This is a genomic window from Hydrogenivirga sp. 128-5-R1-1, assembly GCF_000171895.1.
This window is the reverse complement of record NZ_ABHJ01000008.1, coordinates 1-19655: the sequence shown is the minus strand read 5'-3', so window position 1 is coordinate 19655 and position 19655 is coordinate 1. Positions and strand designations below refer to the sequence as shown.

Here is a 19655-nt window from a genome sequence, read left to right as displayed (position 1 = left end):
AATGAAGATTGTCGCAATAATTCAGGCGAGAATGGGCTCCACAAGATTGCCCGGTAAAGTTATGCTTCCCCTGGGAGGCAAAACCGCTCTGGAGCACGTTATAGAAAGAACATCAAGAGCTAAACTTGTTGACGAGACGGTGGTAGCAACAACCTTGAAGAAGGAAGACATTCCCATAGTCAAATTGGTATCGGAGATAGGCTTCAGGGTATTTGCTGGTTCTGAAAAGGATGTCCTTGACAGGTATTACCAGTGCGCAAGACTTCTTGATGTGCAACACATAGTAAGGATCACCGCAGATTGCCCTCTAATAGATCCACAAATAATAGACAAAGTGGTGGAAAGGCACTTGGATACAGGAGCGGATATAACATACAACGACCGCTACCCGGATGGGTTTGATGTGATTGTATTCACCTTCTCTATGCTGAAAAGGGCATGGAGGGAAGCACGAATGCTATCTGAAAGAGAGCATGTGAACCCGTATATGTTCAAGGTAGCCAGTAAAATAGAAAAGTTGGTGTGCCCGGAGGATCTGTATCACGTTCGCTTAACACTGGACAGAGAAGAAGATTACGAAGTCCTTAAAAGGGTGTTTGATAACGTATATGCCAATAACAAAAATTTTTCCTTTGAAGACGTTATAGATTTCTTGAAAAAGAACCCTGAGGTTATGGAAATAAACTCTCATATAGACAGAGATGAAGGTTTTTACATATCCCTGCAAGAAGACAAAGAACTGACCGAAGAAGAAATAGAGAGGCTTACATGAGAGGACAAGAACTGTATGAGGAAGCCAAAAGGGCAATACCTGGGGCAACCCAACTCTTCTCTAAGCGAGCGGAGCTATTTCTGCCGAAGCTATGGCCAGCTTACTACTCTAAGGCTAAGGGCTGTAAGGTGTGGGATCTGGACGGGAAGGAGTATTTGGATTTCAGCCTGATGGGAGTGGGAACAGCAGTGCTCGGATACGCACGGAGAGAAGTTGATTCCAAAGTAATAGAAGCCATAAAGAAGGGCAACCTGACTACGCTGAACGCACCGGAGGAAGTAGAGCTTGCAGAAAAACTGCTTGAGCTACACACGTGGGCGGACATGGTTAGGTTTGCCAAAACTGGAGGTGAAGCCGTTACTATAGCGGTAAGGATAGCCAGAGCAAAAACCAACAGAGATATAGTCCTGTTCTGTGGATACCACGGATGGCACGACTGGTATCTATCCGCAAACCTTAACCAAGAGGACTCTCTAAAAGAACACCTTATGGAAGGGTTGAATCCTCTCGGAGTTCCAAAGGCGCTCAAAGGAACAGCTTTTCCCTTCAGGTACAACGATGTTAATACCCTCAAAGAGTTGGCAACAAAATATAATAAAGATATAGCGTGCATAATCGTTGAGCCAATAAGGAATGTTCAGCCAACCAAAGAGTTTATAGACACTCTTCATGATGTTAGGGACTCCCTCAAGGTTCCTTTGATAGTTGATGAAATAAGCGCAGGATTTCGTCTTACCGTGGGCGGTGCCCATAAGGTTCTTGGAATAAAGCCCGATATGGCTGTTTTCGGCAAGGCTATAAGCAACGGCTATCCGATGTCTGCAGTTATAGGGAGAGCTTCAGTTATGGATGTGGCTCAGGATACGTTTATCAGCAGTACGTACTGGACTGAGAGGAGTGGTCTCGTAGCCAGTCTGGAAACTATAAAGCTACTTGATCTGTGGGAAGTTCCCTCTCACTTGATAAATGTGGGCAGACAGGTAAAAAGTATATGGAAGAGAGCTTCTAACAGATATGGAATTGAGATCAACATATCTGGAATAGACCCTATACCAAACTTTGCATTTAACACTGAAGATCCCCTTCTTTACAAAACTCTATTCACTCAACTTATGCTGGATAAGGGATTCCTTGCTTCAACCTTATGCTTTGCCTCTTACTCCCACAGAAAGAATCATTTAAGGCTTTACAGGAAAGCTGTGGAAGAGACTTTTTACGAACTTGGCAGTAAAGATCCCTACAGCCTACTCAAAACGGAGGTCTGTCATAAAACTTTCAGGAGGCTAACCTAATGCAGGATGATGTCTTCAAAAAGGAAGAAGCTGATAAGTGGTTTGAAAGAAATAAAGAAGGGTTAAAGCCTAAGGCAGACCTGATACTAAAGGCAATCAGAGACTATAACCTAATATGTAAAAACTCCAAGGTCTTAGAGGTAGGGGCTTCCAACGGATACAGACTTGCAAAAATACACGAGGAGTTCGGGTCAGAGGTTCACGCCATAGAACCTTCTAAAGAAGCTATTAAGGATGGCAAGTCTAAGTGGAGTTTTATAAACTTCTACCAGAACACTCTGGCAGAATTTAATGAGAGGGAGCACACATCTGGCTTTGACCTAATAATAGTAAATAGCGTACTCCACTGGATAGATAGAAGCACGCTCCTTCTCAGCGTAGCCAAGATAGATACAATGCTCAGGTGGGGAGGGCACTTGATACTGGGTGACTTCCAGACCCAGATACCTTTGAAGAGAAAATACCACCATAAGGAAGGACTATATACATACAAGCAACGCTACAAAGATATATTTACTTCAACGAATCTGTATATAGAATTGATGACCTTGGCTTACAACCATGATGATAAGTCTCTATCAAATATAAATATAAACAATTTCTTCTCCGTATCACTATTGAGAAAACAGGAGTTGTACATAGAGACACCATGAAAGTCCTGATACTCACCGAAGGTGGCAAGGAGATAGGCTTCGGACACGTTACCAGAATGTATGCGATCTGCCAAGCTTTTGAAGAGGTCGGCGTAAGACCCTATATGATCATCAAAGGCGATGCGTCCATAGGTTCAGTTCTTGGAGATGCAAACTGGGATATATTTGATTGGATAAGTGACCCTTCGGGTGTGAAGGATAGGTTCGGCGGAGTTGATATACTGCTGATAGACAGCTATCTCGCTCCAAGGGAAGTTTACGAGTATCTCTCCAAAATGGCGAAAGTTCCCGCCTACTACGACGACTTTGGGGGGATAGAATACCCTTGCGGTGTGGTTATAAATGGAAACATACATGCTGAGCTGATAGATTATCCAGAATCTGCTTGTGTGAGATATCTTCGCGGTGTCAAGTATCTACCCATGAGGAAAGAGTTTTGGGAGGTAGAAGATAAAGAGATAAGTAATGAACTGAGCAGTGTTCTGGTAACCTTTGGTGGTGAGGATCTACGGGGCATGACGCCTTTAGTGCTCAGTATTTTAACAAAGCACTTTAAGGATTACAGAAAATTTGTTGTTATAGGCAAAGGGTTTAAAGAAGACACCATAAAAGAAGTAGAAGCTTTATCCGATAGCAGAACCGAACTCGTTTTCCATCCTAACGCTGGGAAGATGAAGGAGCTAATGTTAAAGGCTGACATCGCTATCTCCGCTGCGGGTCAGACCCTATACGAGCTTGCACGGGTGGGTGTTCCCACTGTAGGCGTGGTCGTGGCAGATAACCAGGAGTTACAGGCTCAGGTATTTAAAGACAAGGGGTTCTTGGCGGATTTACTTTACTGGAATGATAAAAGGTCGGAGTTAAAGTTGGAAGAAAGCATATGCAGGCTGGAACAATACGAGATCAGAGCCAGACTTTCTTCAATTGGTAAGTTGCTGGTTGATGGTAAGGGGGTAAGAAGGATAACTTCAAATTTAGTAATAAAATTGAACACAAATAAATAAAAGAGCCCATGTTAAACTTTCTTCAAAACAAAAAGAATTTCTGGCGAAAACCCCTCAATTGGAATGACACCCATTTTTGTTAATCTTAATGCCAACTTATTAATAGGAGAATAATAGTCCGGTTCTCCTTCAGACAGATAAGCATTAAATATCCTTGAAATAAAATAGTATAAACTTCCAAAGTCTATCTTATTTTCAATTATAAACTTGTCGCTGATTTTCTCTAGAAACTCACAAGACAAGTACTCGTTAAAAAATTTAATTTTTATTTCATCCAGGCCAAGCTCCTTGCGCACCCTGTTTACCCTATCTAAAGGTTCTGTAAAGCATTCTATCATTACATAAGTTCCTCTATCTTTCAATATATCATAGATATTTTCAATAACTTTAAATTTATCCTTGCCTCTTAAATTTATTAATAGCCTTTTAGTTATCACTGTGTCAAATTTAAGCTCAAATATACTTCTAAGTTTTTCTGAAGTAGCATCTATACGATAAAAGTGGACATTTTCAACTCCGAGCGTATCCTTGCTTTTATTCGCAACCTCAATCATTGATTCAGCAAAATCTATACCATAAAAGGTTGAGCCCTTATAGGATTGGGCTAATTGTAAAAGAGTTCTACCGTTACCACAACCAACATCACATACTATCTCACCGTCCTTTATAACTCTTTCTAAGAAGAAGAGCTCAAGCTCCTCTAATAACGGGTCAAAATTAACTGCTCTAATATTATCTTTATACCTTTTACCTTGTTCTTCCCAAAAATCCTTTATCGGCAGATCTTCCATGTTGGCACACCAAATTATATTAGTATTTAAATCATAGGAGTGAAAACATTATTGTAAAGGCCGAATTATCTACTTGAGATCACAGGTGTGAAGATGTATGTGCTTAGCATTGCATACAACCTTTGTGACACTAGGAGTAGATAGACATGTCATTGTACAAAATTTTGGAGAACAAAATATTTATAGTTGCTGAACTCTCAGCCAACCATGCCCAAGATCTAAACCTTGCCAAGGAAACTATTTACGCCATGAGGGAAGCGGGAGCGGATGCGGTGAAGGTTCAGACCTACAGACCAGACACGGTAACAATAGACAGCGACAAGGATTACTTTCTTATAAAACAGGGTACCTTGTGGGATGGGCAGAGCTTTTATAAGCTTTATGAAAATGCCTATATGCCCTGGGAGTGGCATCACGAGTTAAAGGAACTCGCCGAAAAGCTTGGTTTAGTATTCTTCTCAACGCCCTTTGACAAGAGCGCTGTTGACTTCTTAGAGGATCTTAATGTTCCCATCTACAAGATAGCCTCCTTTGAAATAACGGACATACCTCTCATAGAGTACGTGGCGTCTAAAGGCAAGCCGGTGATCATATCCACGGGGATAGCTACCCTTTCAGATATAGAGGAGGCGGTGAATGCTTGCAGGCGGATGGGCAACGACCAGATCGTCCTTCTCAAGTGTGTGTCTGCCTACCCTGCGCCTTTGGAGGACGTGAACCTAAGAACCATCCCGAACATGGCTGAGACCTTCGGCTGTCCGGTGGGTCTCTCCGATCACACCCTGGGTATATCAGTTCCCATAGCCGCAGTTGCCCTCGGAGCGAAGGTGATAGAAAAACACTTTATACTCTCAAAGGATATAGACTCTCCCGATAGAGAATTCTCTTTAACACCAGAGGAGTTCAAAGAGATGGTGCAGGCTATAAGGGATGTGGAAAAGGCTCTGGGCAAGGTGAGTTACGAGCTGACTGAGAAGATGAAAAGGGGAAGGGAGTTCGCAAGGTCTCTGTTTGTGGTTAAGGATGTAAAGAAGGGGGAGGTATTTACGGAAGAGAACGTGAGGTCTATACGCCCGGGATACGGGCTACATCCCAAACACCTTAAAGACATCTTGGGTAGAAGAGCTAGGAAGGATATAGAAAAGGGAACGCCCCTGTCTTGGGATCTTATAGAGTAAAGCACTATACTTTAAAATGTGGACTTCAAAAAAAACCTTGAGAGGCTCCTGGAGGATATAAAGGAAAAGGCAACCCAGCATTATAAGGACAGGCTCTTATCCTTAGTGGTCTTTGGCTCGGTCGCAAAGGGGAAAGCCACCCCTGAGTCTGACGTTGACCTCCTCATAGTCCTTGAGGACAAGCCAAAGAGTTCTTACGAAACCTACATGGACTTTTACGAGAACGTGGAGAGTAAACTGAAAAGCCTTGAGAAGCTCGGGATGAGGCTCTCACCCATATTCCTCAGAAGATCCTCTCTCAGAGAGGACATTCCCTGGCTGTGGGATACAGAGTTCATTGTACTTTACGATAGGGATAACTTCTTTAAAAATTTCCTCAAGAGGCTTGAAGAGTTTAAGGGTAAGATTAAGTATGTAAAAAAGCCTATGCCACATTTTGTATTTAAAGATGGTAAATGAGGAGCTTGCAAACAGTTATCTAAGAAGAGCAAGGATACGCTTTGATGTTCTACAGGAGTTCTTAAAAAGGGATGACTATGCGGACACAGTTAGAGAAGCTCAGGAGATAGTTGAGCTTGTACAAAAGGCGCTTCTAATAAAGATAGGTATTCAACCGCCCAAGTGGCACGATGTGGGAAACATAATAGACCAGCACCTAGAGGAGTATCCATCCCAGATAAGGGATAAGTTAAAGAAGCTCAATAAAGAGGCAAAGTGGCTTAGAAGTCAAAGAGAGCTTGCCTTCTACGGAGACATGGATATAATACCGGAGGAGCTGTACACAAAAGAAGATGCCCTTAGGGCTGTAAGGATAGCAAAGGATTATCTTTCTATAGCTCAATCCCTGCCGGGTTAAAATAATTCCTCCATGGAACTCCTCTTTGAGCTATCAAAGGAAGGAAGAAGGGGATATAAACTGCCCGAGCTTGACGTTCCTGAGGTAGATCCCACAGAACATCTGCCGGAGGAGTATATAAGGAAGGAACTCAATCTTCCCCAGCTCTCCGAGCTTCAGGTAGTAAGGCACTTTACTAAGCTCTCCCAACTGAACTACGCCATAGATACCACTATGGTTCCCCTCGGCTCCTGCACGATGAAGTACAACCCGAGGATAAACGAGGAACTCGCAAGTACGGAGGAGTTCATAGCTGTCCATCCTCTCTCACCCGAAGGGTTCATACAGGGAACGCTTCGCGTTGCTTACGAGCTCAAAGAGCTTTTAAAAGAACTGGGAGGATTTGCGGACGTCTCCCTACAGCCTGCGGCGGGGGCTCACGGCGAGCTTCTGGGACTGCTCCTCATTCTCGCCTACCACAGAGACAGAGGCAACGACGGGAAGAGGAAGGTTCTCATACCCGACTCCGCCCACGGGACGAACCCTGCGACCGCAGCTATATGCGGGTTTGAGGTGGTGACTGTAAAGAGCGACAAGAACGGGGAGCTTGACTGGGACGACTTCATGAAGAAGCTGGACGATGAGACCGCAGGTCTCATGATAACTAACCCTAATACCCTCGGGATATTTGAGAGGAGGGTAAAGGATATAGCCCAGGAGCTCCACAGGAGGGACGCGCTCCTTTACATGGACGGGGCAAACTTCAACGCGGTGGTCGGTATGGCGAGACCGGGAGACTGGGGTGTGGACGTGATGCACTTCAACCTCCACAAGACCTTCTCAACACCCCACGGGGGTGGAGGACCTGGAAGCGGACCCGTCGGGGTCTCTGAGAGATTGAAGCCTTACCTTCCCGTTCCCCAGGTGGAGTTTGACGGAGAGAGGTACTACCTGAATTGGGACATGTCCAAGAGTGTGGGAAAGCTCCTCGCCTTTTACGGGCACTTCGGTGTGTGGCTCAGGGCACTCGCCTACATACTGAGCTACGGGAAGGAGATAGATAGGGTTGCAAAGTACGCTGTCATGAACGCGAGGTATCTCAGATACCTACTAAGAGGAACATTCAACGACCCTTACTCCCATGTCCCCTGTATGCACGAGTTCGTCCTATCTGCGACGAACCTCCTAAAGCACAAGACCAACGCTATGGGCGTGGCAAAGAGGCTCCTGGATTACGGGTTCTACGCCCCCACCGTTTACTTCCCCCTGATAGTCAGGGAGGCTCTCATGATAGAGCCTACCGAGACCGAAGACCCGGACACACTGAGAAAGTTTGCGAACGCACTGAAGAACATAGTGAGGGAAGCCAAGGAGAACCCGGAAAAGCTCAACAAAGCTCCTTTCAGAACTCCCGTTAAAAGGATCAAGGAGGCTGAAGCTAACAGGAAGCCTATATTTAGATATCAGAGATGAAGACCGCCGAGAAGGAGTGGACTTACGAAGAGTATCTAAAGCTGGACGATGATAAAAGGTACGAGATAATAGGAGGGAGGCTCGTTGTGGCACCGGCACCGAGACCGAGGCATCAGAGGGTTTCCAGAAATCTTGAGTTCGCTCTCTGGAACTACGTAAGAAATGAAAAGATCGGTGAAGTTTTCTACGCCCCAATTGACGTAGTTCTGGGGGATAAGTTCGTCTTCCAGCCTGACATAGTCTTCGTATCAAGAGAGCGAGAGGAAATAATAGACGAAGACAGAGCTATCTTCGGTACTCCTGACCTGGTGGTTGAGGTTGTGTCTCCTTCAACGCTGGGAAGGGACACCCTTGAGAAGAAGGAAGCTTACGAAAAGTTCGGTGTAAAGGAGTTCTGGCTCGTCTACCCGGAGATGAAGTGTGTTGAGGTTTTAGCCTTAAACGAACAGGGAAAGTACGAGATATACGATGAGGGGTGTATAGAAGAAGGAAAGGGAGAGGTAAGGTCAGAGGTGATAGAAGGATTTAAGGTAAGACTGGAGGAGATATTCTAAAAGGGGGAAGCACCCCCCACAGGTCAGACCATAGACTTGAGCTTGTCCATGACCTCGTCGTAGTTGGGCTCCTGGGTTATCTCAGGAACGAGCTGTTTGTAGGCAACCTTGCCATCAGCGTCAACTATGAAGACAGCCCTTGCGAGGATACCCTTCAGGGCTCCTTCAGCTATCAGGACTCCGTACTTCTCCATATCCCTGTATCTGAAGTCTGAAGCCACCGTGACGTTCCCTATGTTGAAGCTCTCACAGAACCTCTTCTCCGCGAAGGGAAGGTCCATGGAAACGACCGTGACGTCCACCTTGTCCCCGAGTCCCTGAACCATCTCGTTGAACTTCTTGGTCTCCGTCTCACAGACGGGTGTGTCAAGGGAAGGAACGGTTATTATGAGCTGAACCTTTCCCTGAGCACCACCTACCCTCTTCTCCTCAAGGTCTTTGGTAACAACCACCGCTTCCGGTGCAGGGTCTCCCACGTTGAGCGCAGGTCCAACGAGGCTAACTGTATTTCCTTTGAGCGTTACTGTCTCTGCCATGGCATCCACCTCCTTCTTGTGGTTTTGTAGCAATTCTATCAGCAAAGGGGAGAGGTTTTGATGTCTTCTGTCATATAATAATGAATCCCATGGAAGAGAAAAACTACGTAGGCATAGAGGACTTCCTAAAGCTTGACCTAAGACTCGCAAAGGTTCTCAACGCGGAGAGGGTAGAAGGCTCCGAGAAGCTCCTGAAACTTACACTCTCCCTCGGAGATGAGGAGAGGACGGTGGTCGCAGGCATAGCGAAGTTTTACTCCCCCGAGGAGCTGGTGGGTAAAAAGATACTCATAGTTACAAACCTCAAGCCCAGGAAGATATTCGGGATAGAGTCCCAGGGAATGATACTTGCCCTCTCGGACGGAGAGAAGATGTCCCTCTTGGTTCCGGATAGGGATATTGAAGAGGGCTCAAAGGCGAGCTAAGTTCTTATCTATGCTTCTTCTCGCACTCAGTCTGCTCTTCAGTCTGTCCTTCGGTATTGATATCTTTAAGACCGCCGAAGGCGGTGATTTAGAAACCCTCAAAAAAGTCCTTGATAGGGAGAAGGCTGAAGTAAGGAACCACGAGGGCGAGACCCTTCTACACGCGGCTGCCGAGTTCGGTCACGTGGAGCTCGCAAAGTACCTCCTGAAGCTCGGAGCTGAGCCGAACGTAAAGGACAGATACAGGGCTACCCCGCTACACCTCGCCGCCAACAATGGGCACAGGGAGATCGTTATCCTACTGCTGGAAAAGGGTGCAGATGTAAACGCAAGAAACCTGAACGGCTGGACTCCGCTGCACCTCGCTTCCAGAAACGGGTACGCCGATATAGTCAGAATCTTAGTGGATAGGGGTGCGGAGCTAAACGCCCGCAACGGAGCCGGTCTGACTCCTCTCCACGTCGCAGTCATGAACGGACACCTCCCCGTGGTAAAAATCCTCGTGCGTTCGGGTGCCGACGTGAGTGCAAAGGACAACAGCGGCCTGACAGCCCTTGACTTCGCGAGGGAATACGGACATGAGGAGGTAGCTGAATTCTTAAAAGGTATTGTCAGGTAGCCTTCCCTTCCATCTCTATGCTGTAAGCCTCAACCCTGTTCCTGCCTCTCTTTTTCGCAACGTACAAAGCCTTATCAGCCATGTTTAAGAGGACTTCCTTCTTTAGGTTGTCTATGGGAACTATGGAGGCAACCCCAATGCTCACCGTAACGAACTTTGAAACCTGAGAACCTGGGTGGGCTATCTTCAGCCCCTCTATATCCCTCCTTATTCTCTCAGCCACCTTGAGAGCACCCTTCAGGTCTGTCTCCGGTAGGACTACCACAAACTCTTCGCCTCCGTATCTTGCCACGAGGTCTACGTCAGCCCTTATGTGGCTTTGGATCGTCTTGGCCACGTTCTTTAAACACTCATCGCCCTCCAGGTGCCCGAGGAGGTCGTTGTAGTTCTTGAAGAAGTCTATGTCCAGCATGAGAATGGATATGGGTCTCTTAGTCCTTCTCGCCCTTCTCCACTCCTTGCGGAAGAAGTCATCAAACCTGAGCCTGTTCGCCACCCCTGTGAGCCCATCTATGAAGGATATGTCTCGCAGTCTAACGTTGAGCTCGTCGGTCTTCCTCTTCTCAAAGGCGAGGAGCATGGTCAGCAGGAAGTCCTTGCGAGCGTGTCTCTCAAGCAGGTAGCTAACAGGCATGCCAAGGAGCGCGGAGGACGTCAGGAAGAACATGTTGGTTATGTGGAGCTCCTCAGGGGTCTTAAGAAGGTACAGATCAACGACGGGATAGGTGAGCAGCAAGGCTAACACGCTCGCCGTTGCGTAATAGAACCTCAGGGCTGACAGGGTAAAGGCGTAAAAGATAACCAGCATCAAACCGGGGTAGTAGAGGTAGTACTTGTCCCCCGAGATAAGGTATATCATCGCAACTATGCCGAGCCCGCCTATAAGAACAAGAAGGGAGTGTAGGAACTCTATAAGCCTCTCGTTCTGAATCTTGAAGGTTAGAAACAGGAAGAGAACGCCGAAGGGTATAACGAACAGGAAGCGGATCATCCAGAGCTGGGTCTTCAACTGAGGAAAGGCTATCGCGTCCAGGATACTGAAGAGGGCGTACATGACAACTCCTACGATCACGGCTATCCTTATGTTCCATATGTTCTTTGCAAGGTAGTAGTTCTGGAACGCTCTCTCTATTATGGAGGAGAACCTCAGGAGGGTTAAGCCCCTGCCGAACTCCCTGATTATCTGGCTTTCTTTTCTTACAGCTACTACCTGAAATAGCCTCTCAAACTCCTCAAGAATACTCTGGCTCTCTACATCCCTGTCAGACATCTGAAAGCTTCTTCTCTATGAGCTCTATTATCTCGTCGTAAACTCCCTTTACCTCCTCCGCAAGCTCAATCAGGCTCTTTACACCTACCGCGTGGGCTTGCTCGTACAGGGGCTTGACCTGCTTCTCAAAGTACTCCCTGTATTCCCTAAGGTCGTACTCAAGCTCGTCGGGCTCAAGCTCATCTATTATGTTCATGTACTCCTCCCTCCTTATCCTTATGGAGAGGAGGAAGTTCTTGAGCTCCGCCCTTATGTCTCCCCTGTCAAGCCCCGCCTTTCTAAAGTCCGCCATATCATTCCTCCTCAAAACATGTGCCCGAGCTTATCCTTCTTCGTGCTGAGGTAAACCCTGTTGTGGGGATTGGGCTCTGTCTTTATGGGCACCCTCTCCACTATCTCAAGTCCAAAGCCCTCAAGGGCTACGATCTTCCTCGGGTTGTTGGTCATGAGCTTCATCTTCCTGACCCCAAGGTCAAGGAGTATCTGAACACCCACACCGTAGTCCCTCAAGTCCGGAGGGTAGCCGAGTCTCTCGTTCGCCTCAACAGTATCGTAGCCTTTCTCCTGCAGCTCGTAAGCCTTTATCTTGTTGGCGATGCCTATTCCCCTGCCCTCGTGCCCAAGTATGTAGACGAGGACTCCCTTGCCTTCGTTCGCTATCATCTCAAGAGCCCTCTCAAGCTGCGGTCTGCAGTCGCACCTCATAGAACGGAAGACGTCCCCGGTCAGGCACTCGGAGTGAACCCTGACGAGAACGGGCTCGTCTTCGTCCCACTCACCCATGGTCAGAGCTACCTGTTCCTCACCCGTTAGCTTGTGCCTGTAGGCGTGAACCCTGAAAGTCCCCCAGGGAGTAGGCAGGTGGGCGCTCGCCACACGCTCAACAAGTTTTTCCTTTTTAAGGCGGTACCTTATGAGGTCTGCTATCGTTATTATCTTAAGGTCGTGCTCTCGGGCAAACTCAATCAGGTCTGGAAGGCGAGCCATAGTACCGTCTTCCTTCATTATCTCGCATATAACCCCTGCGGGGTAAAGACCTGCCAGCTTGGCTAAATCCACCGAGGCTTCCGTATGACCAGCCCTCTCAAGGACACCTCCGGGTCTCGCCTTCAGGGGAAAGACGTGTCCCGGTCTTATGAAGTCCGAAGGACCGGCCTCCGGGCTTATGGCGAGCTTTATGGTCTTAGCCCTGTCGTAAGCGGAGATGCCGGTCGTGGTTCCGTGTCTGGGGTGAGCGTCTATTGAAACGCAGAAGTAAGTGCCTTTAGGGTCTGTATTCCTGTGAGCCATAGGGTAAAGGTCAAGCTCCTCGCACCTCTCGGGAGGAAGGGACAGACATATAAGTCCCCTGCCGTGCTTAGCCATAAAGTTTATAGCTTCCGGCGTGACCTTCTCCGCCGCCATGACAAGGTCGCCTTCGTTCTCCCTATCGGGATCGTCCACAACTATGACGATCTTGCCCTCTCGTATGTCCTCTACAGCCTCCTCAATGCTGTTGAACTTAAATCCTCCTGCTGCCATGGCCTACCTCCGGGCTCTCTCAAGTTTATCACGCACTTCATGAACAACCTTGTCTATGAGGCTCTCCCGGTAGGGGGCTTCCTCAACTACGACTACCTCCCTTCCCAAAAACTGGCTCGCGAGCCAGTTGATTATCTCAGGACCCCAGTGCGTAAATACGTGATCTGCCAGAAGAAATACGAGAGCTACGTACAGAAGATACCTTAACATAAGGATAAAGATAAGCTTACTTCAGCTAAAAGGAAAGTTAGGACTACTCCGAGAGAGCTTCCTCAGCACTTCTCGCCCTCTGGATCACCCTCACCACTACCCACCTCTTCGTCTTGGAGAGGGGTCTCGTTTCCCTTATCTCAACTACATCTCCCTCTCTGCACTCGTTCTTCTCGTCGTGGGCGTGGTACTTCTTGCTCTTTATTATGTGCTTGCCGTAAAGGGGGTGGGGAACCCTCCTATCCACCTTCACAACGACAGTTTTATCCATCTTGTCAGACACCACAACACCTACAAGGTGCTTTCTCTTCTCATTCCACTTCTTATCAGCCATTACCCTTCACCTCTGAGTTCTTTTTCCCTTATAACGGTGAGAACCCTCGCTATATCCCTCCTGAGGTTTCTGACCTCCATAGGATTGTCCAGTCCCGATATCTTCTGCTGGAACTTTAACTTAAGCAACTCCATCTTGAGCTCGTCAGCCTTCTTCTTAAGCTCTTCAAGCTTCATCTTCCTCAACTCCGCAGCTTTCATAGCGTGAATCCTCCAGCCTTAACGAGTCTCGTCTTTATGGGCAGTTTTGCAGAGGCGAGTCTGAAGGCTTCCTCGGCGACCTCTTCGGGAACACCGGCAAACTCAAACATTATCCTGCCGGGCTTGACAACGGCAACAAATCCCTCAGGGTCACCCTTTCCTCCACCCATTCTGACCTCGTTGGGCTTCTTGGTGTAGGGTTTATCGGGGAATATCCTTATCCAGACCTTGGCTCCCTTCTTGAGAGCCCTCACGAGGGCTACCCTGACAGCCTCTATCTGCCTCTGGGTTATCCACGCCCTGTCAAGAGCCTGTATTCCATACTCACCGAAGGCAACCCTGTTCCCCCTCAGGGACTTACCCTTGAGGGTTCTCCTCTGTTGCTTCCTGAACTTGGTCTTCTTGGGCTGGAGAAACATTCCTTATACCTCCTGAGAAACCTTGGCAAGGTCTTCCTCTATCTTCTTGAGAACCTCTTCCTTTCCTCCCTTGAGTATGTCTCCTTTGTATATCCAGACCTTAACACTGAGTATTCCGTACTTGGTGTAAGCGGTGGCAAAGCCGTAGTCTATGTCCGCTCTGAGCGTCTGTAGGGGCATCCTTCCCACGAGGAACCATTCTTTCCTCGCAAGCTCGGCACCGCCTATCCTTCCCTTCACCTGTATCTTGACACCCTTGGCACCGGCTTTCAGGGCGTTGTCTATAGCCCTCTTCATCGCCCTCCTGTGGGAGACCCTCCTCTCTATCTGAAGGGCTATGTCCTCGGCAACCAGCTGGGCATCAGCCTCGGGGACTCTGACCTCGGTAACGTTTATGGTGACCTCCTTGCCTGAGATCATCTTCTCTATGGTCTTCTTGAGGAGCTCAACCTCCTGCCCCTTCCTTCCTATGATTATCGCCGGTCTTGAAGCGTAAACCCTTATCTTGAGCTTATCAACTATCCTCTCAACGTCTATCCGGGATATACCCGCCACCTTGTACCTGTCCTTTATGTAGCGCTTTATCTTCAGGTCTTCATGCAGGGTCTGGGCGTACTCCTTCTTCGGAGCGTACCACTTTGAATCCCAGCTCTTTGTCACCCCGAGTCTGAAGCCTATAGGATGCGTCTTCTGTCCCATAAATCAGTCCTCCTGTCCTTCCTGCCTTTCGGCAAGAACTATGGTTATGTGGGAGAGCCTCTTCCTGAGCATAGTAGCCCTCCCGTGAGCCCTTGGGAGCCACTTTCTGAACATGGGTCCCCTGTCGGCGACCGCTTTCTTTACGTACAACCTGTCAAGGTCAAGACCCTTCTGCTCTGCGTTGGCTATGGCGCTCTTGAGCACGTTCTCAACTATGCGAGCCCCCTTCTTGGGTAGAACCTTCAGCAGGTAGAGGGCTTCACCCACGTCCTTACCTATTATCTCGTTGAGTATGAGCCTCGCCTTAAGGGGAGATATCCTCGCGTACCTAAGGAGAGCTATAGACTCGCCCTCTCTGTAACCTTCCCTCTGGCTCTTGTCCTTTATCTTCAGCTGTCCCATCCTCTATACCTCACTTCTTCTTCACGACCTTGGCACTCTTCTCGGGATGTCCCCTGAAAGTCCTGGTGGGGGCGAACTCTCCAAGCTTGTGTCCCACCATCTCCTGGGTTATGTAAACGGGAACAAAGGTCTTCCCGTTATGAACCGCTATGGTGTGCCCCACAAACTCAGGTATTATGGTTGTGGAACGGGAGTAGGTCTTTATAACCTTCCTGTCCCCGCTCTCGTTCATCTGTCTGACTTTCTTCCAGAGCTTGGGGTGTACCCACGCCTTCTTGTTTATGAGCTCCCTATACTGCTCGTAGGTCTCCTCGTACTTCTTGATCCTTCTCTCTATGAGCTCAGGGTCTCCCTTCTTCTGGGCTTCCCTCACCTTCTTGTGGAGTCTGTGAATACGCTTGTAAAGCCCGTAGAAGGTGTCCAGGTCTTCCACGAGCCTGTCCCTTTTGTTCCAAGCACCTTTAAAACCCATCAGAGCGGCCTCCCGTCTCTACGCGTAATTATGAACCTGTCCGAGTACTTCTTGCCTCTTCTCGTCTTATATCCCTTTGTCTTCCATCCCCAGGGAGATACGGGGTGCTTACCCCTCGTCCTTCCCTCACCACCACCGTGGGGGTGGTCAACGGGGTTCATAGCCGTTCCCCTGACGTGAGGTCTCCAGCCGAGCCACCTCGTCCTTCCCGCCTTACCGAGCTTGACGAGCTCGTGCTCAGAAAGACCGAGCTTACCTATAGTAGCCATGCACCTCTCGTGGACGAGCCTCATCTCACCCGAGGGAAGTCTCACCTGCACGTAGCTGCCCACCCTACCGAGTATCTGTGCCTCTGTGCCGGCAGACCTGACCAGCTGTCCACCCTTCCCGGGCTTGAGCTCTATGTTGTGGATTATAGTTCCCACGGGTATGAATTTAAGGGGCATGGCGTTTCCAGGCTTTATCTCGGGAAGCTCTTTGCCCGCAGAGGCGTCCTCGTAACTTATGGACATGACCGTATCGCCCACCTTGAGGTCTTCCGGCCAGAGTATATACCTCTTCTCTCCGTCGGCGTAGTGGAGGAGGGCTATCCTCGCACTCCTGAAGGGGTCGTACTCTATGGCGGCAACCTTCGCAGGTACGAGGCTCTTGTCCCTCTTAAAGTCTATTATCCTGTAAAGCTTCTTGTGACCCCCGCCCCTGTGCCTTGAGGTTATCTTACCCTGCTGGCGGGACCTTCCCTTAGCCCTGTGCCACCAGACAACCAGGGACTTCTCCGGCTCCTTCTTGGTGATCTCCGAGAAGTCATAGACTACCGCATGTCGTGTTCCGTTGGTGACAGGTTTTAGCTTTCTAACACCCATATCTCACTCCTTAGCTGGCAAAGTTAAGAAGGTCTATGCTCTCTCCAGGCTCAAGGGTAACTATAGCCTTCTTCCACTTCTTGGTAGTCCCATACTGCCTGAACTTACCTATAATCCTCTTCTTCTTAGGCTTGACTATCATGGTATTGACCTTCTTCACCTTGACTCCGAAAAGCTCCTGTATAGCGTTCCTTATCTCGGACTTTGAGGCGTCCAGGGCAACCTCAAAGGCATACTTCCCATAGTCCTCCATAAGCCTGTTGCTCTTCTCGGTTATAACCGGCCTTATTATCACCTCGTAAGGTCTTCTCTGACTCATGCTTCCACCCTCTTATAGATTCCTTCAAGAGCACCCTTGAGAATAACAAGCTTGTCGCTCCAGAGTATGTCGTAAACGTTAAGACCTTCAACGGGCAGAACCTTTGCGTTCGGAAGGTTCCTGAAGGACTTCATTATGAGTTCGTCCTTCTCGGGGGTCACCACCAGAACCTTTTCGGAATCAATCTTCTTCTTTTTGAGGAACTCCAGCGCCTTCTTCGTCTTTGGAGTGTCTCCGATCTCTATCTTGTCCACTATAACCACGTTCTTGTTCTGTGCCTTGTCGGAGAGAGCCATCTTGAGAGCGAGCTTCCTGACCTTCTTGGGAAGGGAGTAGCTGTAGTCTCTCGGCCTGGGTCCGTGGGCAACACCGCCGCCGACGAGTATGTTGGCACCTCTGTCTCCATGGCGGGCGTTACCGGTACCCTTCTGGGGAAGTATCTTTCTACCGCTGTAGTTTACCTCTCCCCTCGTCTTGGTAGAGTGGGTTCCCTGCCTCCTGGAGGCGAGCTGCCACTTCACGACTTCCCACAGGACATGCTTCTTAACCTTTACATTGAATACCTCGTCCTTCACCTCTATCCTTCCTATCTTCATGCCTGTGCTCCTGCCCTTTGTAGTCCCTCAATTAGAGGCTTGAGCCTGTTCTGTTTTAGCTGCTGCTTCTTCCTGCTCGCTATCCTTGACTGCTCTATAAAGATGAGTCCTTTGTTTGGACCGGGGACTGAACCCTTCACCAGTATCAGACCCTCCTCGGGTATCACGTCCACCACGAGCAGGGATTGAACCCTTATCTTCTCTGCACCCCAGTGTCCTGCCATCTTCTTGCCTTTCCAGACCCTTCCGGGGTCAGTTCTGTTACCTATGGAACCGACAGCCCTGTGATACCTGTGTCCGTGGGACTTGGGAAATCCACCGAAGTCCCACCTCTTCATGGTTCCTGCAAAACCACGCCCCTTTGAAGTTCCAACCACATCAACGAGGTCTCCGGGCTTGAAAACCTCTTCAAGCTTGAGCTCCTGACCCTCCTGATAGTCCTGAGTGTTATCAACTCTAAACTCCTTAAGGTATCTGAGCAGCTTTACGTTCTTCTTAGAGAAGTGTCCCATGAGGGGCTTGGTCAGATGCTTCTCCTTAGCTTCAACTGCACCCACCTGAACAGCCGAGTAGCCGTCCTTCTCAGGAGACTTAACCTGAACTACATAGTTGGCGGGTACCTGTATGACGGTAACGGGCACAGCGGTTCCATCCGAGGTGAACACCCTCGTCATGCCGAGCTTTCTTCCTATCACTCCTATTCCCATAGCGATCAACCCCTCATCTTCACTTCAACGTCAACACCTGCAGGCAGGTTTATCTCCATGAGAGCCTCTATCGTCTGAGGAGTAACCCTCGTTATGTCCAGTATCCTCGCATGCTCCCTAACCTCAAAGTGCTCTCTGGACTGCTCAAATTTATGGGGAGACCTTAGTACGCACCACTTCCTTATCTTGGTGGGCATGGGCACGGGTCCCCTTATAACTCCTCCGGTTCTCTTTACGGTCTCTATTATCTTCTTGACGGACTCGTCCAGCAGCTTGTGGTCGTAAGCCCTAAGCCTTATCCGTATCTTGTCCTGTTCCATAATAGGTTACTCCTCAATCCAGTATTTCAGTAACTACACCAGCACCTACAGTCCTTCCTCCTTCCCTTATCGCAAACCTCAACCCCTCTTCCATCGCCACAGGTGCTATCAGCTCTACCTCTATCTCTACGTTGTCACCTGGCATCACCATCTCCACTCCCTCAGGTAGCTTCACAACTGTACCCGTCACGTCCGCTGTCTGAAGTAAAACTGGGGTCTGTAGTTCAGGAAAAAGGGTGTGTGCCTTCCTCCTTCTTCCTTGCTGAGTATGTACACCTGTGCCTTGAACTTCCTGTGGGGTGTCACGCTACCGGGTGCTGCAAGAACTTGTCCCCTCTCTACGTCATCCTTGCCTACTCCTCTGAGCAGCACTCCTACGTTGTCACCGGGTAGTGCCTCGTCAAGTATCTTCCTGAACATCTCTATGGAGGTCGCTACTGTCTTTAGGGGCTCCTCTTTCAGTCCTACTATCTCTACTTCCTCTCCGGGCTTGAGTACTCCCCTCTCTACTCTCCCTGTCACAACTGTTCCCCTTCCGGATATGGTGAACACGTCCTCTATGGGCATGAGGAAGGGTTTGTCTGTGTCCCTCTTGGGGGTGGGTATGTACTCGTCCATCGCGTTAAGGAGTTCCTTTATGCTCTCTACCCACTTGCCGGGGGAGTTCTGTTCAAGTTCCTGTAACGCCCCAAGGGCTGAGCCTTTTATTACGGGTACTTCGTCCCCGGGAAACTCGTACTTGTTGAGGAGTTCCCTTACCTCAAGCTCAACGAGTTCAAGGAGTTCTTCGTCGTCTACCATGTCGCACTTGTTCATGTACACGACTATGTAGGGTACGTTAACCTGTCTGGCGAGCAGCACGTGCTCCCTTGTCTGGGGCATGGGTCCGTCCGCCGCTGAGACGACGAGTATCGCCCCGTCCATCTGGGCTGCCCCGGTTATCATGTTCTTGATGTAATCTGCGTGCCCAGGACAGTCAACGTGGGCATAGTGTCTCTTGGCTGTCTCGTACTCAACGTGGGTTATGTTTATGGTTATCCCTCTCTCTTTCTCTTCTGGTGCTTTATCTATCTCCTCGTACTTGTAGCACTCTGCCTTTCCTCCCTCTACCAGCCCTGCTGCAAGGGTGCAGGTTATGGCTGAGGTCAGCGTGCTCTTGCCGTGGTCTACGTGCCCTATCGTCCCTACGTT

At 48.9% G+C, this 19655-nt stretch carries 28 protein-coding genes and 1 pseudogene; 11 read left to right on the top strand and 18 right to left on the bottom strand.

Annotated features, from left to right (window positions below; all coding sequences use genetic code 11):
- Position 1 precedes the first annotated feature (1 nt).
- The 4 genes from HG1285_RS08995 to HG1285_RS09010 are packed head-to-tail and all read left to right on the top strand — an operon-like array spanning position 2 to position 3721.
- Complete coding sequence (locus HG1285_RS08995; RefSeq protein WP_008287555.1) at positions 2 to 772, top strand: glycosyltransferase family protein; 771 nt, start codon at positions 2 to 4, stop codon at positions 770 to 772.
- The gene (locus tag HG1285_RS09000) at positions 769 to 2064 is read left to right on the top strand and encodes an aminotransferase class III-fold pyridoxal phosphate-dependent enzyme (RefSeq protein ID WP_008287554.1); all 1296 of its coding nucleotides are present in this window, start codon (positions 769 to 771) and stop codon (positions 2062 to 2064) included. Before HG1285_RS08995 ends, HG1285_RS09000 begins: the two co-directional genes overlap by 4 nt.
- Positions 2064 to 2717 carry a class I SAM-dependent methyltransferase gene (locus HG1285_RS09005; protein ID WP_008287553.1) on the top strand — a complete coding sequence of 218 codons (654 nt, stop codon included), beginning with the start codon at positions 2064 to 2066 and terminating at the stop codon, positions 2715 to 2717. The genes HG1285_RS09000 and HG1285_RS09005 overlap by 1 nt, the downstream gene beginning before the upstream one ends.
- Entirely contained in the window at positions 2714 to 3721 is a 1008-nt protein-coding gene (locus HG1285_RS09010) for a glycosyltransferase (RefSeq protein ID WP_008287552.1), read from the top strand. Before HG1285_RS09005 ends, HG1285_RS09010 begins: the two co-directional genes overlap by 4 nt.
- A gap of 11 nt (positions 3722 to 3732) precedes the next feature.
- Here HG1285_RS09010 and HG1285_RS09015 read toward each other — a convergent pair whose 3' ends face one another.
- Positions 3733 to 4512, bottom strand: a complete 780-nt coding sequence (locus HG1285_RS09015) for a methyltransferase domain-containing protein (RefSeq protein WP_008287551.1) — start codon at positions 4510 to 4512, stop codon at positions 3733 to 3735.
- A 146-nt stretch (positions 4513 to 4658) separates the two neighbouring features.
- Here HG1285_RS09015 and pseI point away from each other — a divergent pair, with 146 nt between their 5' ends.
- The 5 genes from pseI to HG1285_RS09040 are packed head-to-tail and all read left to right on the top strand — an operon-like array spanning position 4659 to position 8552.
- The gene (gene pseI, locus HG1285_RS09020) at positions 4659 to 5690 is read left to right on the top strand and encodes a pseudaminic acid synthase (protein ID WP_032496677.1); all 1032 of its coding nucleotides are present in this window, start codon (positions 4659 to 4661) and stop codon (positions 5688 to 5690) included.
- A gap of 18 nt (positions 5691 to 5708) precedes the next feature.
- A complete protein-coding gene (locus tag HG1285_RS09025) occupies positions 5709 to 6149 on the top strand; it encodes a nucleotidyltransferase domain-containing protein (RefSeq protein ID WP_008287549.1) in 441 nt (146 codons plus the stop codon).
- The gene (locus HG1285_RS09030; protein ID WP_008287548.1) at positions 6139 to 6546 is read left to right on the top strand and encodes a HEPN domain-containing protein; all 408 of its coding nucleotides are present in this window, start codon (positions 6139 to 6141) and stop codon (positions 6544 to 6546) included. The genes HG1285_RS09025 and HG1285_RS09030 overlap by 11 nt, the downstream gene beginning before the upstream one ends.
- A 12-nt stretch (positions 6547 to 6558) precedes the next feature.
- Positions 6559 to 7998, top strand: coding sequence for an aminomethyl-transferring glycine dehydrogenase subunit GcvPB (gene gcvPB / locus HG1285_RS09035; protein ID WP_008287547.1), 1440 nt, complete (start codon positions 6559 to 6561; stop codon positions 7996 to 7998).
- Positions 7995 to 8552 (top strand): Uma2 family endonuclease, encoded by a 558-nt coding sequence (locus HG1285_RS09040; protein ID WP_008287546.1) that lies wholly within the window; start codon positions 7995 to 7997, stop codon positions 8550 to 8552. Before gcvPB ends, HG1285_RS09040 begins: the two co-directional genes overlap by 4 nt.
- Positions 8553 to 8575: 23 nt before the next feature.
- On the opposite strand, the gene tpx is transcribed toward HG1285_RS09040, so the two are convergent.
- Positions 8576 to 9088: a thiol peroxidase gene (gene tpx / locus HG1285_RS09045; RefSeq protein ID WP_008287545.1), complete on the bottom strand. Its 513-nt coding sequence runs from the start codon at positions 9086 to 9088 to the stop codon at positions 8576 to 8578.
- A gap of 89 nt (positions 9089 to 9177) precedes the next feature.
- Between tpx and metG the strand changes: the two genes are divergently transcribed.
- Both metG and HG1285_RS17425 read left to right on the top strand, forming a co-directional pair.
- Entirely contained in the window at positions 9178 to 9513 is a 336-nt protein-coding gene (gene metG / locus HG1285_RS09050) for a methionine--tRNA ligase subunit beta (protein ID WP_032496675.1), read from the top strand.
- Positions 9514 to 9523: 10 nt separating this feature from the next.
- Complete coding sequence (locus HG1285_RS17425; protein WP_008287543.1) at positions 9524 to 10132, top strand: ankyrin repeat domain-containing protein; 609 nt, start codon at positions 9524 to 9526, stop codon at positions 10130 to 10132.
- On the opposite strand, the gene HG1285_RS18795 is transcribed toward HG1285_RS17425, so the two are convergent.
- From HG1285_RS18795 to tuf, 16 genes and pseudogenes are all read right to left on the bottom strand, one after another.
- Positions 10125 to 11402 carry a diguanylate cyclase gene (locus HG1285_RS18795; RefSeq protein WP_008287542.1) on the bottom strand — a complete coding sequence of 426 codons (1278 nt, stop codon included), beginning with the start codon at positions 11400 to 11402 and terminating at the stop codon, positions 10125 to 10127. The two genes, HG1285_RS17425 and HG1285_RS18795, sit on opposite strands and share 8 nt — an antisense overlap.
- Entirely contained in the window at positions 11395 to 11694 is a 300-nt protein-coding gene (locus HG1285_RS09055) for a hypothetical protein (RefSeq protein WP_008287541.1), read from the bottom strand. The genes HG1285_RS18795 and HG1285_RS09055 overlap by 8 nt, the downstream gene beginning before the upstream one ends.
- Before the next feature lie 11 nt (positions 11695 to 11705).
- The gene (locus tag HG1285_RS09060; RefSeq protein WP_008287540.1) at positions 11706 to 12923 is read right to left on the bottom strand and encodes a bifunctional 3,4-dihydroxy-2-butanone-4-phosphate synthase/GTP cyclohydrolase II; all 1218 of its coding nucleotides are present in this window, start codon (positions 12921 to 12923) and stop codon (positions 11706 to 11708) included.
- A gap of 3 nt (positions 12924 to 12926) precedes the next feature.
- A complete protein-coding gene (locus tag HG1285_RS09065) occupies positions 12927 to 13133 on the bottom strand; it encodes a hypothetical protein (protein WP_008287539.1) in 207 nt (68 codons plus the stop codon).
- A gap of 43 nt (positions 13134 to 13176) precedes the next feature.
- Positions 13177 to 13467, bottom strand: coding sequence for a 30S ribosomal protein S17 (gene rpsQ / locus HG1285_RS09070; protein ID WP_008287538.1), 291 nt, complete (start codon positions 13465 to 13467; stop codon positions 13177 to 13179).
- Positions 13467 to 13667 (bottom strand): 50S ribosomal protein L29, encoded by a 201-nt coding sequence (gene rpmC / locus HG1285_RS09075; protein ID WP_008287537.1) that lies wholly within the window; start codon positions 13665 to 13667, stop codon positions 13467 to 13469. The genes rpsQ and rpmC overlap by 1 nt, the downstream gene beginning before the upstream one ends.
- Positions 13664 to 14086, bottom strand: a complete 423-nt coding sequence (gene rplP, locus HG1285_RS09080; protein WP_008287536.1) for a 50S ribosomal protein L16 — start codon at positions 14084 to 14086, stop codon at positions 13664 to 13666. The genes rpmC and rplP overlap by 4 nt, the downstream gene beginning before the upstream one ends.
- Positions 14087 to 14089: 3 nt before the next feature.
- A complete protein-coding gene (gene rpsC / locus HG1285_RS09085) occupies positions 14090 to 14785 on the bottom strand; it encodes a 30S ribosomal protein S3 (RefSeq protein ID WP_008287535.1) in 696 nt (231 codons plus the stop codon).
- Positions 14786 to 14788: 3 nt separating this feature from the next.
- Positions 14789 to 15187 carry a 50S ribosomal protein L22 gene (gene rplV / locus HG1285_RS09090; protein ID WP_008287534.1) on the bottom strand — a complete coding sequence of 133 codons (399 nt, stop codon included), beginning with the start codon at positions 15185 to 15187 and terminating at the stop codon, positions 14789 to 14791.
- Between the two features lie 10 nt (positions 15188 to 15197).
- Positions 15198 to 15470, bottom strand: coding sequence for a 30S ribosomal protein S19 (gene rpsS / locus HG1285_RS20230; protein WP_232219482.1), 273 nt, complete (start codon positions 15468 to 15470; stop codon positions 15198 to 15200).
- Positions 15471 to 15658: 188 nt separating this feature from the next.
- A complete protein-coding gene (gene rplB / locus HG1285_RS09100; RefSeq protein ID WP_008287532.1) occupies positions 15659 to 16522 on the bottom strand; it encodes a 50S ribosomal protein L2 in 864 nt (287 codons plus the stop codon).
- Positions 16523 to 16532: 10 nt separating this feature from the next.
- The gene (gene rplW / locus HG1285_RS09105; RefSeq protein ID WP_008287531.1) at positions 16533 to 16841 is read right to left on the bottom strand and encodes a 50S ribosomal protein L23; all 309 of its coding nucleotides are present in this window, start codon (positions 16839 to 16841) and stop codon (positions 16533 to 16535) included.
- Positions 16838 to 17437 carry a 50S ribosomal protein L4 gene (rplD, locus tag HG1285_RS09110; RefSeq protein ID WP_008287530.1) on the bottom strand — a complete coding sequence of 200 codons (600 nt, stop codon included), beginning with the start codon at positions 17435 to 17437 and terminating at the stop codon, positions 16838 to 16840. The genes rplW and rplD overlap by 4 nt, the downstream gene beginning before the upstream one ends.
- A complete protein-coding gene (gene rplC, locus HG1285_RS09115; protein ID WP_008287529.1) occupies positions 17434 to 18144 on the bottom strand; it encodes a 50S ribosomal protein L3 in 711 nt (236 codons plus the stop codon). Before rplC ends, rplD begins: the two co-directional genes overlap by 4 nt.
- A 5-nt stretch (positions 18145 to 18149) precedes the next feature.
- Positions 18150 to 18464, bottom strand: coding sequence for a 30S ribosomal protein S10 (rpsJ, locus tag HG1285_RS09120; RefSeq protein WP_008287528.1), 315 nt, complete (start codon positions 18462 to 18464; stop codon positions 18150 to 18152).
- 13 nt (positions 18465 to 18477) lie between these two features.
- Positions 18478 to 19601, bottom strand: a pseudogene (gene tuf / locus HG1285_RS18135) (elongation factor Tu).
- Positions 19602 to 19655 lie beyond the last annotated feature (54 nt).

Bases quoted from the DNA above. Each gene is read 5' to 3' on its own strand.
- rpmC (WP_008287537.1), bottom strand. From the start codon at position 13,667: ATGAAAGCTGCGGAGTTGAGGAAGATGAAGCTTGAAGAGCTTAAGAAG.
- gcvPB (WP_008287547.1), top strand. From the start codon at position 6,559: ATGGAACTCCTCTTTGAGCTATCAAAGGAAGGAAGAAGGGGATATAAA.
- HG1285_RS09010 (WP_008287552.1), top strand. From the start codon at position 2,714: ATGAAAGTCCTGATACTCACCGAAGGTGGCAAGGAGATAGGCTTCGGA.
- metG (WP_032496675.1), top strand. From the start codon at position 9,178: ATGGAAGAGAAAAACTACGTAGGCATAGAGGACTTCCTAAAGCTTGAC.
- HG1285_RS09065 (WP_008287539.1), bottom strand. From the start codon at position 13,133: ATGTTAAGGTATCTTCTGTACGTAGCTCTCGTATTTCTTCTGGCAGAT.
- HG1285_RS09000 (WP_008287554.1), top strand. From the start codon at position 769: ATGAGAGGACAAGAACTGTATGAGGAAGCCAAAAGGGCAATACCTGGG.
- rpsQ (WP_008287538.1), bottom strand. From the start codon at position 13,467: ATGGCTGATAAGAAGTGGAATGAGAAGAGAAAGCACCTTGTAGGTGTT.
- HG1285_RS17425 (WP_008287543.1), top strand. From the start codon at position 9,524: ATGCTTCTTCTCGCACTCAGTCTGCTCTTCAGTCTGTCCTTCGGTATT.
- HG1285_RS09055 (WP_008287541.1), bottom strand. From the start codon at position 11,694: ATGGCGGACTTTAGAAAGGCGGGGCTTGACAGGGGAGACATAAGGGCG.
- rplP (WP_008287536.1), bottom strand. From the start codon at position 14,086: ATGTTTCTCCAGCCCAAGAAGACCAAGTTCAGGAAGCAACAGAGGAGA.
- tpx (WP_008287545.1), bottom strand. From the start codon at position 9,088: ATGGCAGAGACAGTAACGCTCAAAGGAAATACAGTTAGCCTCGTTGGA.
- pseI (WP_032496677.1), top strand. From the start codon at position 4,659: ATGTCATTGTACAAAATTTTGGAGAACAAAATATTTATAGTTGCTGAA.
- HG1285_RS18795 (WP_008287542.1), bottom strand. From the start codon at position 11,402: ATGTCTGACAGGGATGTAGAGAGCCAGAGTATTCTTGAGGAGTTTGAG.
- rplW (WP_008287531.1), bottom strand. From the start codon at position 16,841: ATGAGTCAGAGAAGACCTTACGAGGTGATAATAAGGCCGGTTATAACC.
- HG1285_RS09040 (WP_008287546.1), top strand. From the start codon at position 7,995: ATGAAGACCGCCGAGAAGGAGTGGACTTACGAAGAGTATCTAAAGCTG.
- HG1285_RS08995 (WP_008287555.1), top strand. From the start codon at position 2: ATGAAGATTGTCGCAATAATTCAGGCGAGAATGGGCTCCACAAGATTG.
- HG1285_RS09015 (WP_008287551.1), bottom strand. From the start codon at position 4,512: ATGGAAGATCTGCCGATAAAGGATTTTTGGGAAGAACAAGGTAAAAGG.
- HG1285_RS09005 (WP_008287553.1), top strand. From the start codon at position 2,064: ATGCAGGATGATGTCTTCAAAAAGGAAGAAGCTGATAAGTGGTTTGAA.
- rplC (WP_008287529.1), bottom strand. From the start codon at position 18,144: ATGGGAATAGGAGTGATAGGAAGAAAGCTCGGCATGACGAGGGTGTTC.
- HG1285_RS09060 (WP_008287540.1), bottom strand. From the start codon at position 12,923: ATGGCAGCAGGAGGATTTAAGTTCAACAGCATTGAGGAGGCTGTAGAG.
- rpsC (WP_008287535.1), bottom strand. From the start codon at position 14,785: ATGGGACAGAAGACGCATCCTATAGGCTTCAGACTCGGGGTGACAAAG.
- rplV (WP_008287534.1), bottom strand. From the start codon at position 15,187: ATGGGACAGCTGAAGATAAAGGACAAGAGCCAGAGGGAAGGTTACAGA.
- HG1285_RS09030 (WP_008287548.1), top strand. From the start codon at position 6,139: ATGGTAAATGAGGAGCTTGCAAACAGTTATCTAAGAAGAGCAAGGATA.
- rplB (WP_008287532.1), bottom strand. From the start codon at position 16,522: ATGGGTGTTAGAAAGCTAAAACCTGTCACCAACGGAACACGACATGCG.
- rplD (WP_008287530.1), bottom strand. From the start codon at position 17,437: ATGAAGATAGGAAGGATAGAGGTGAAGGACGAGGTATTCAATGTAAAG.
- rpsJ (WP_008287528.1), bottom strand. From the start codon at position 18,464: ATGGAACAGGACAAGATACGGATAAGGCTTAGGGCTTACGACCACAAG.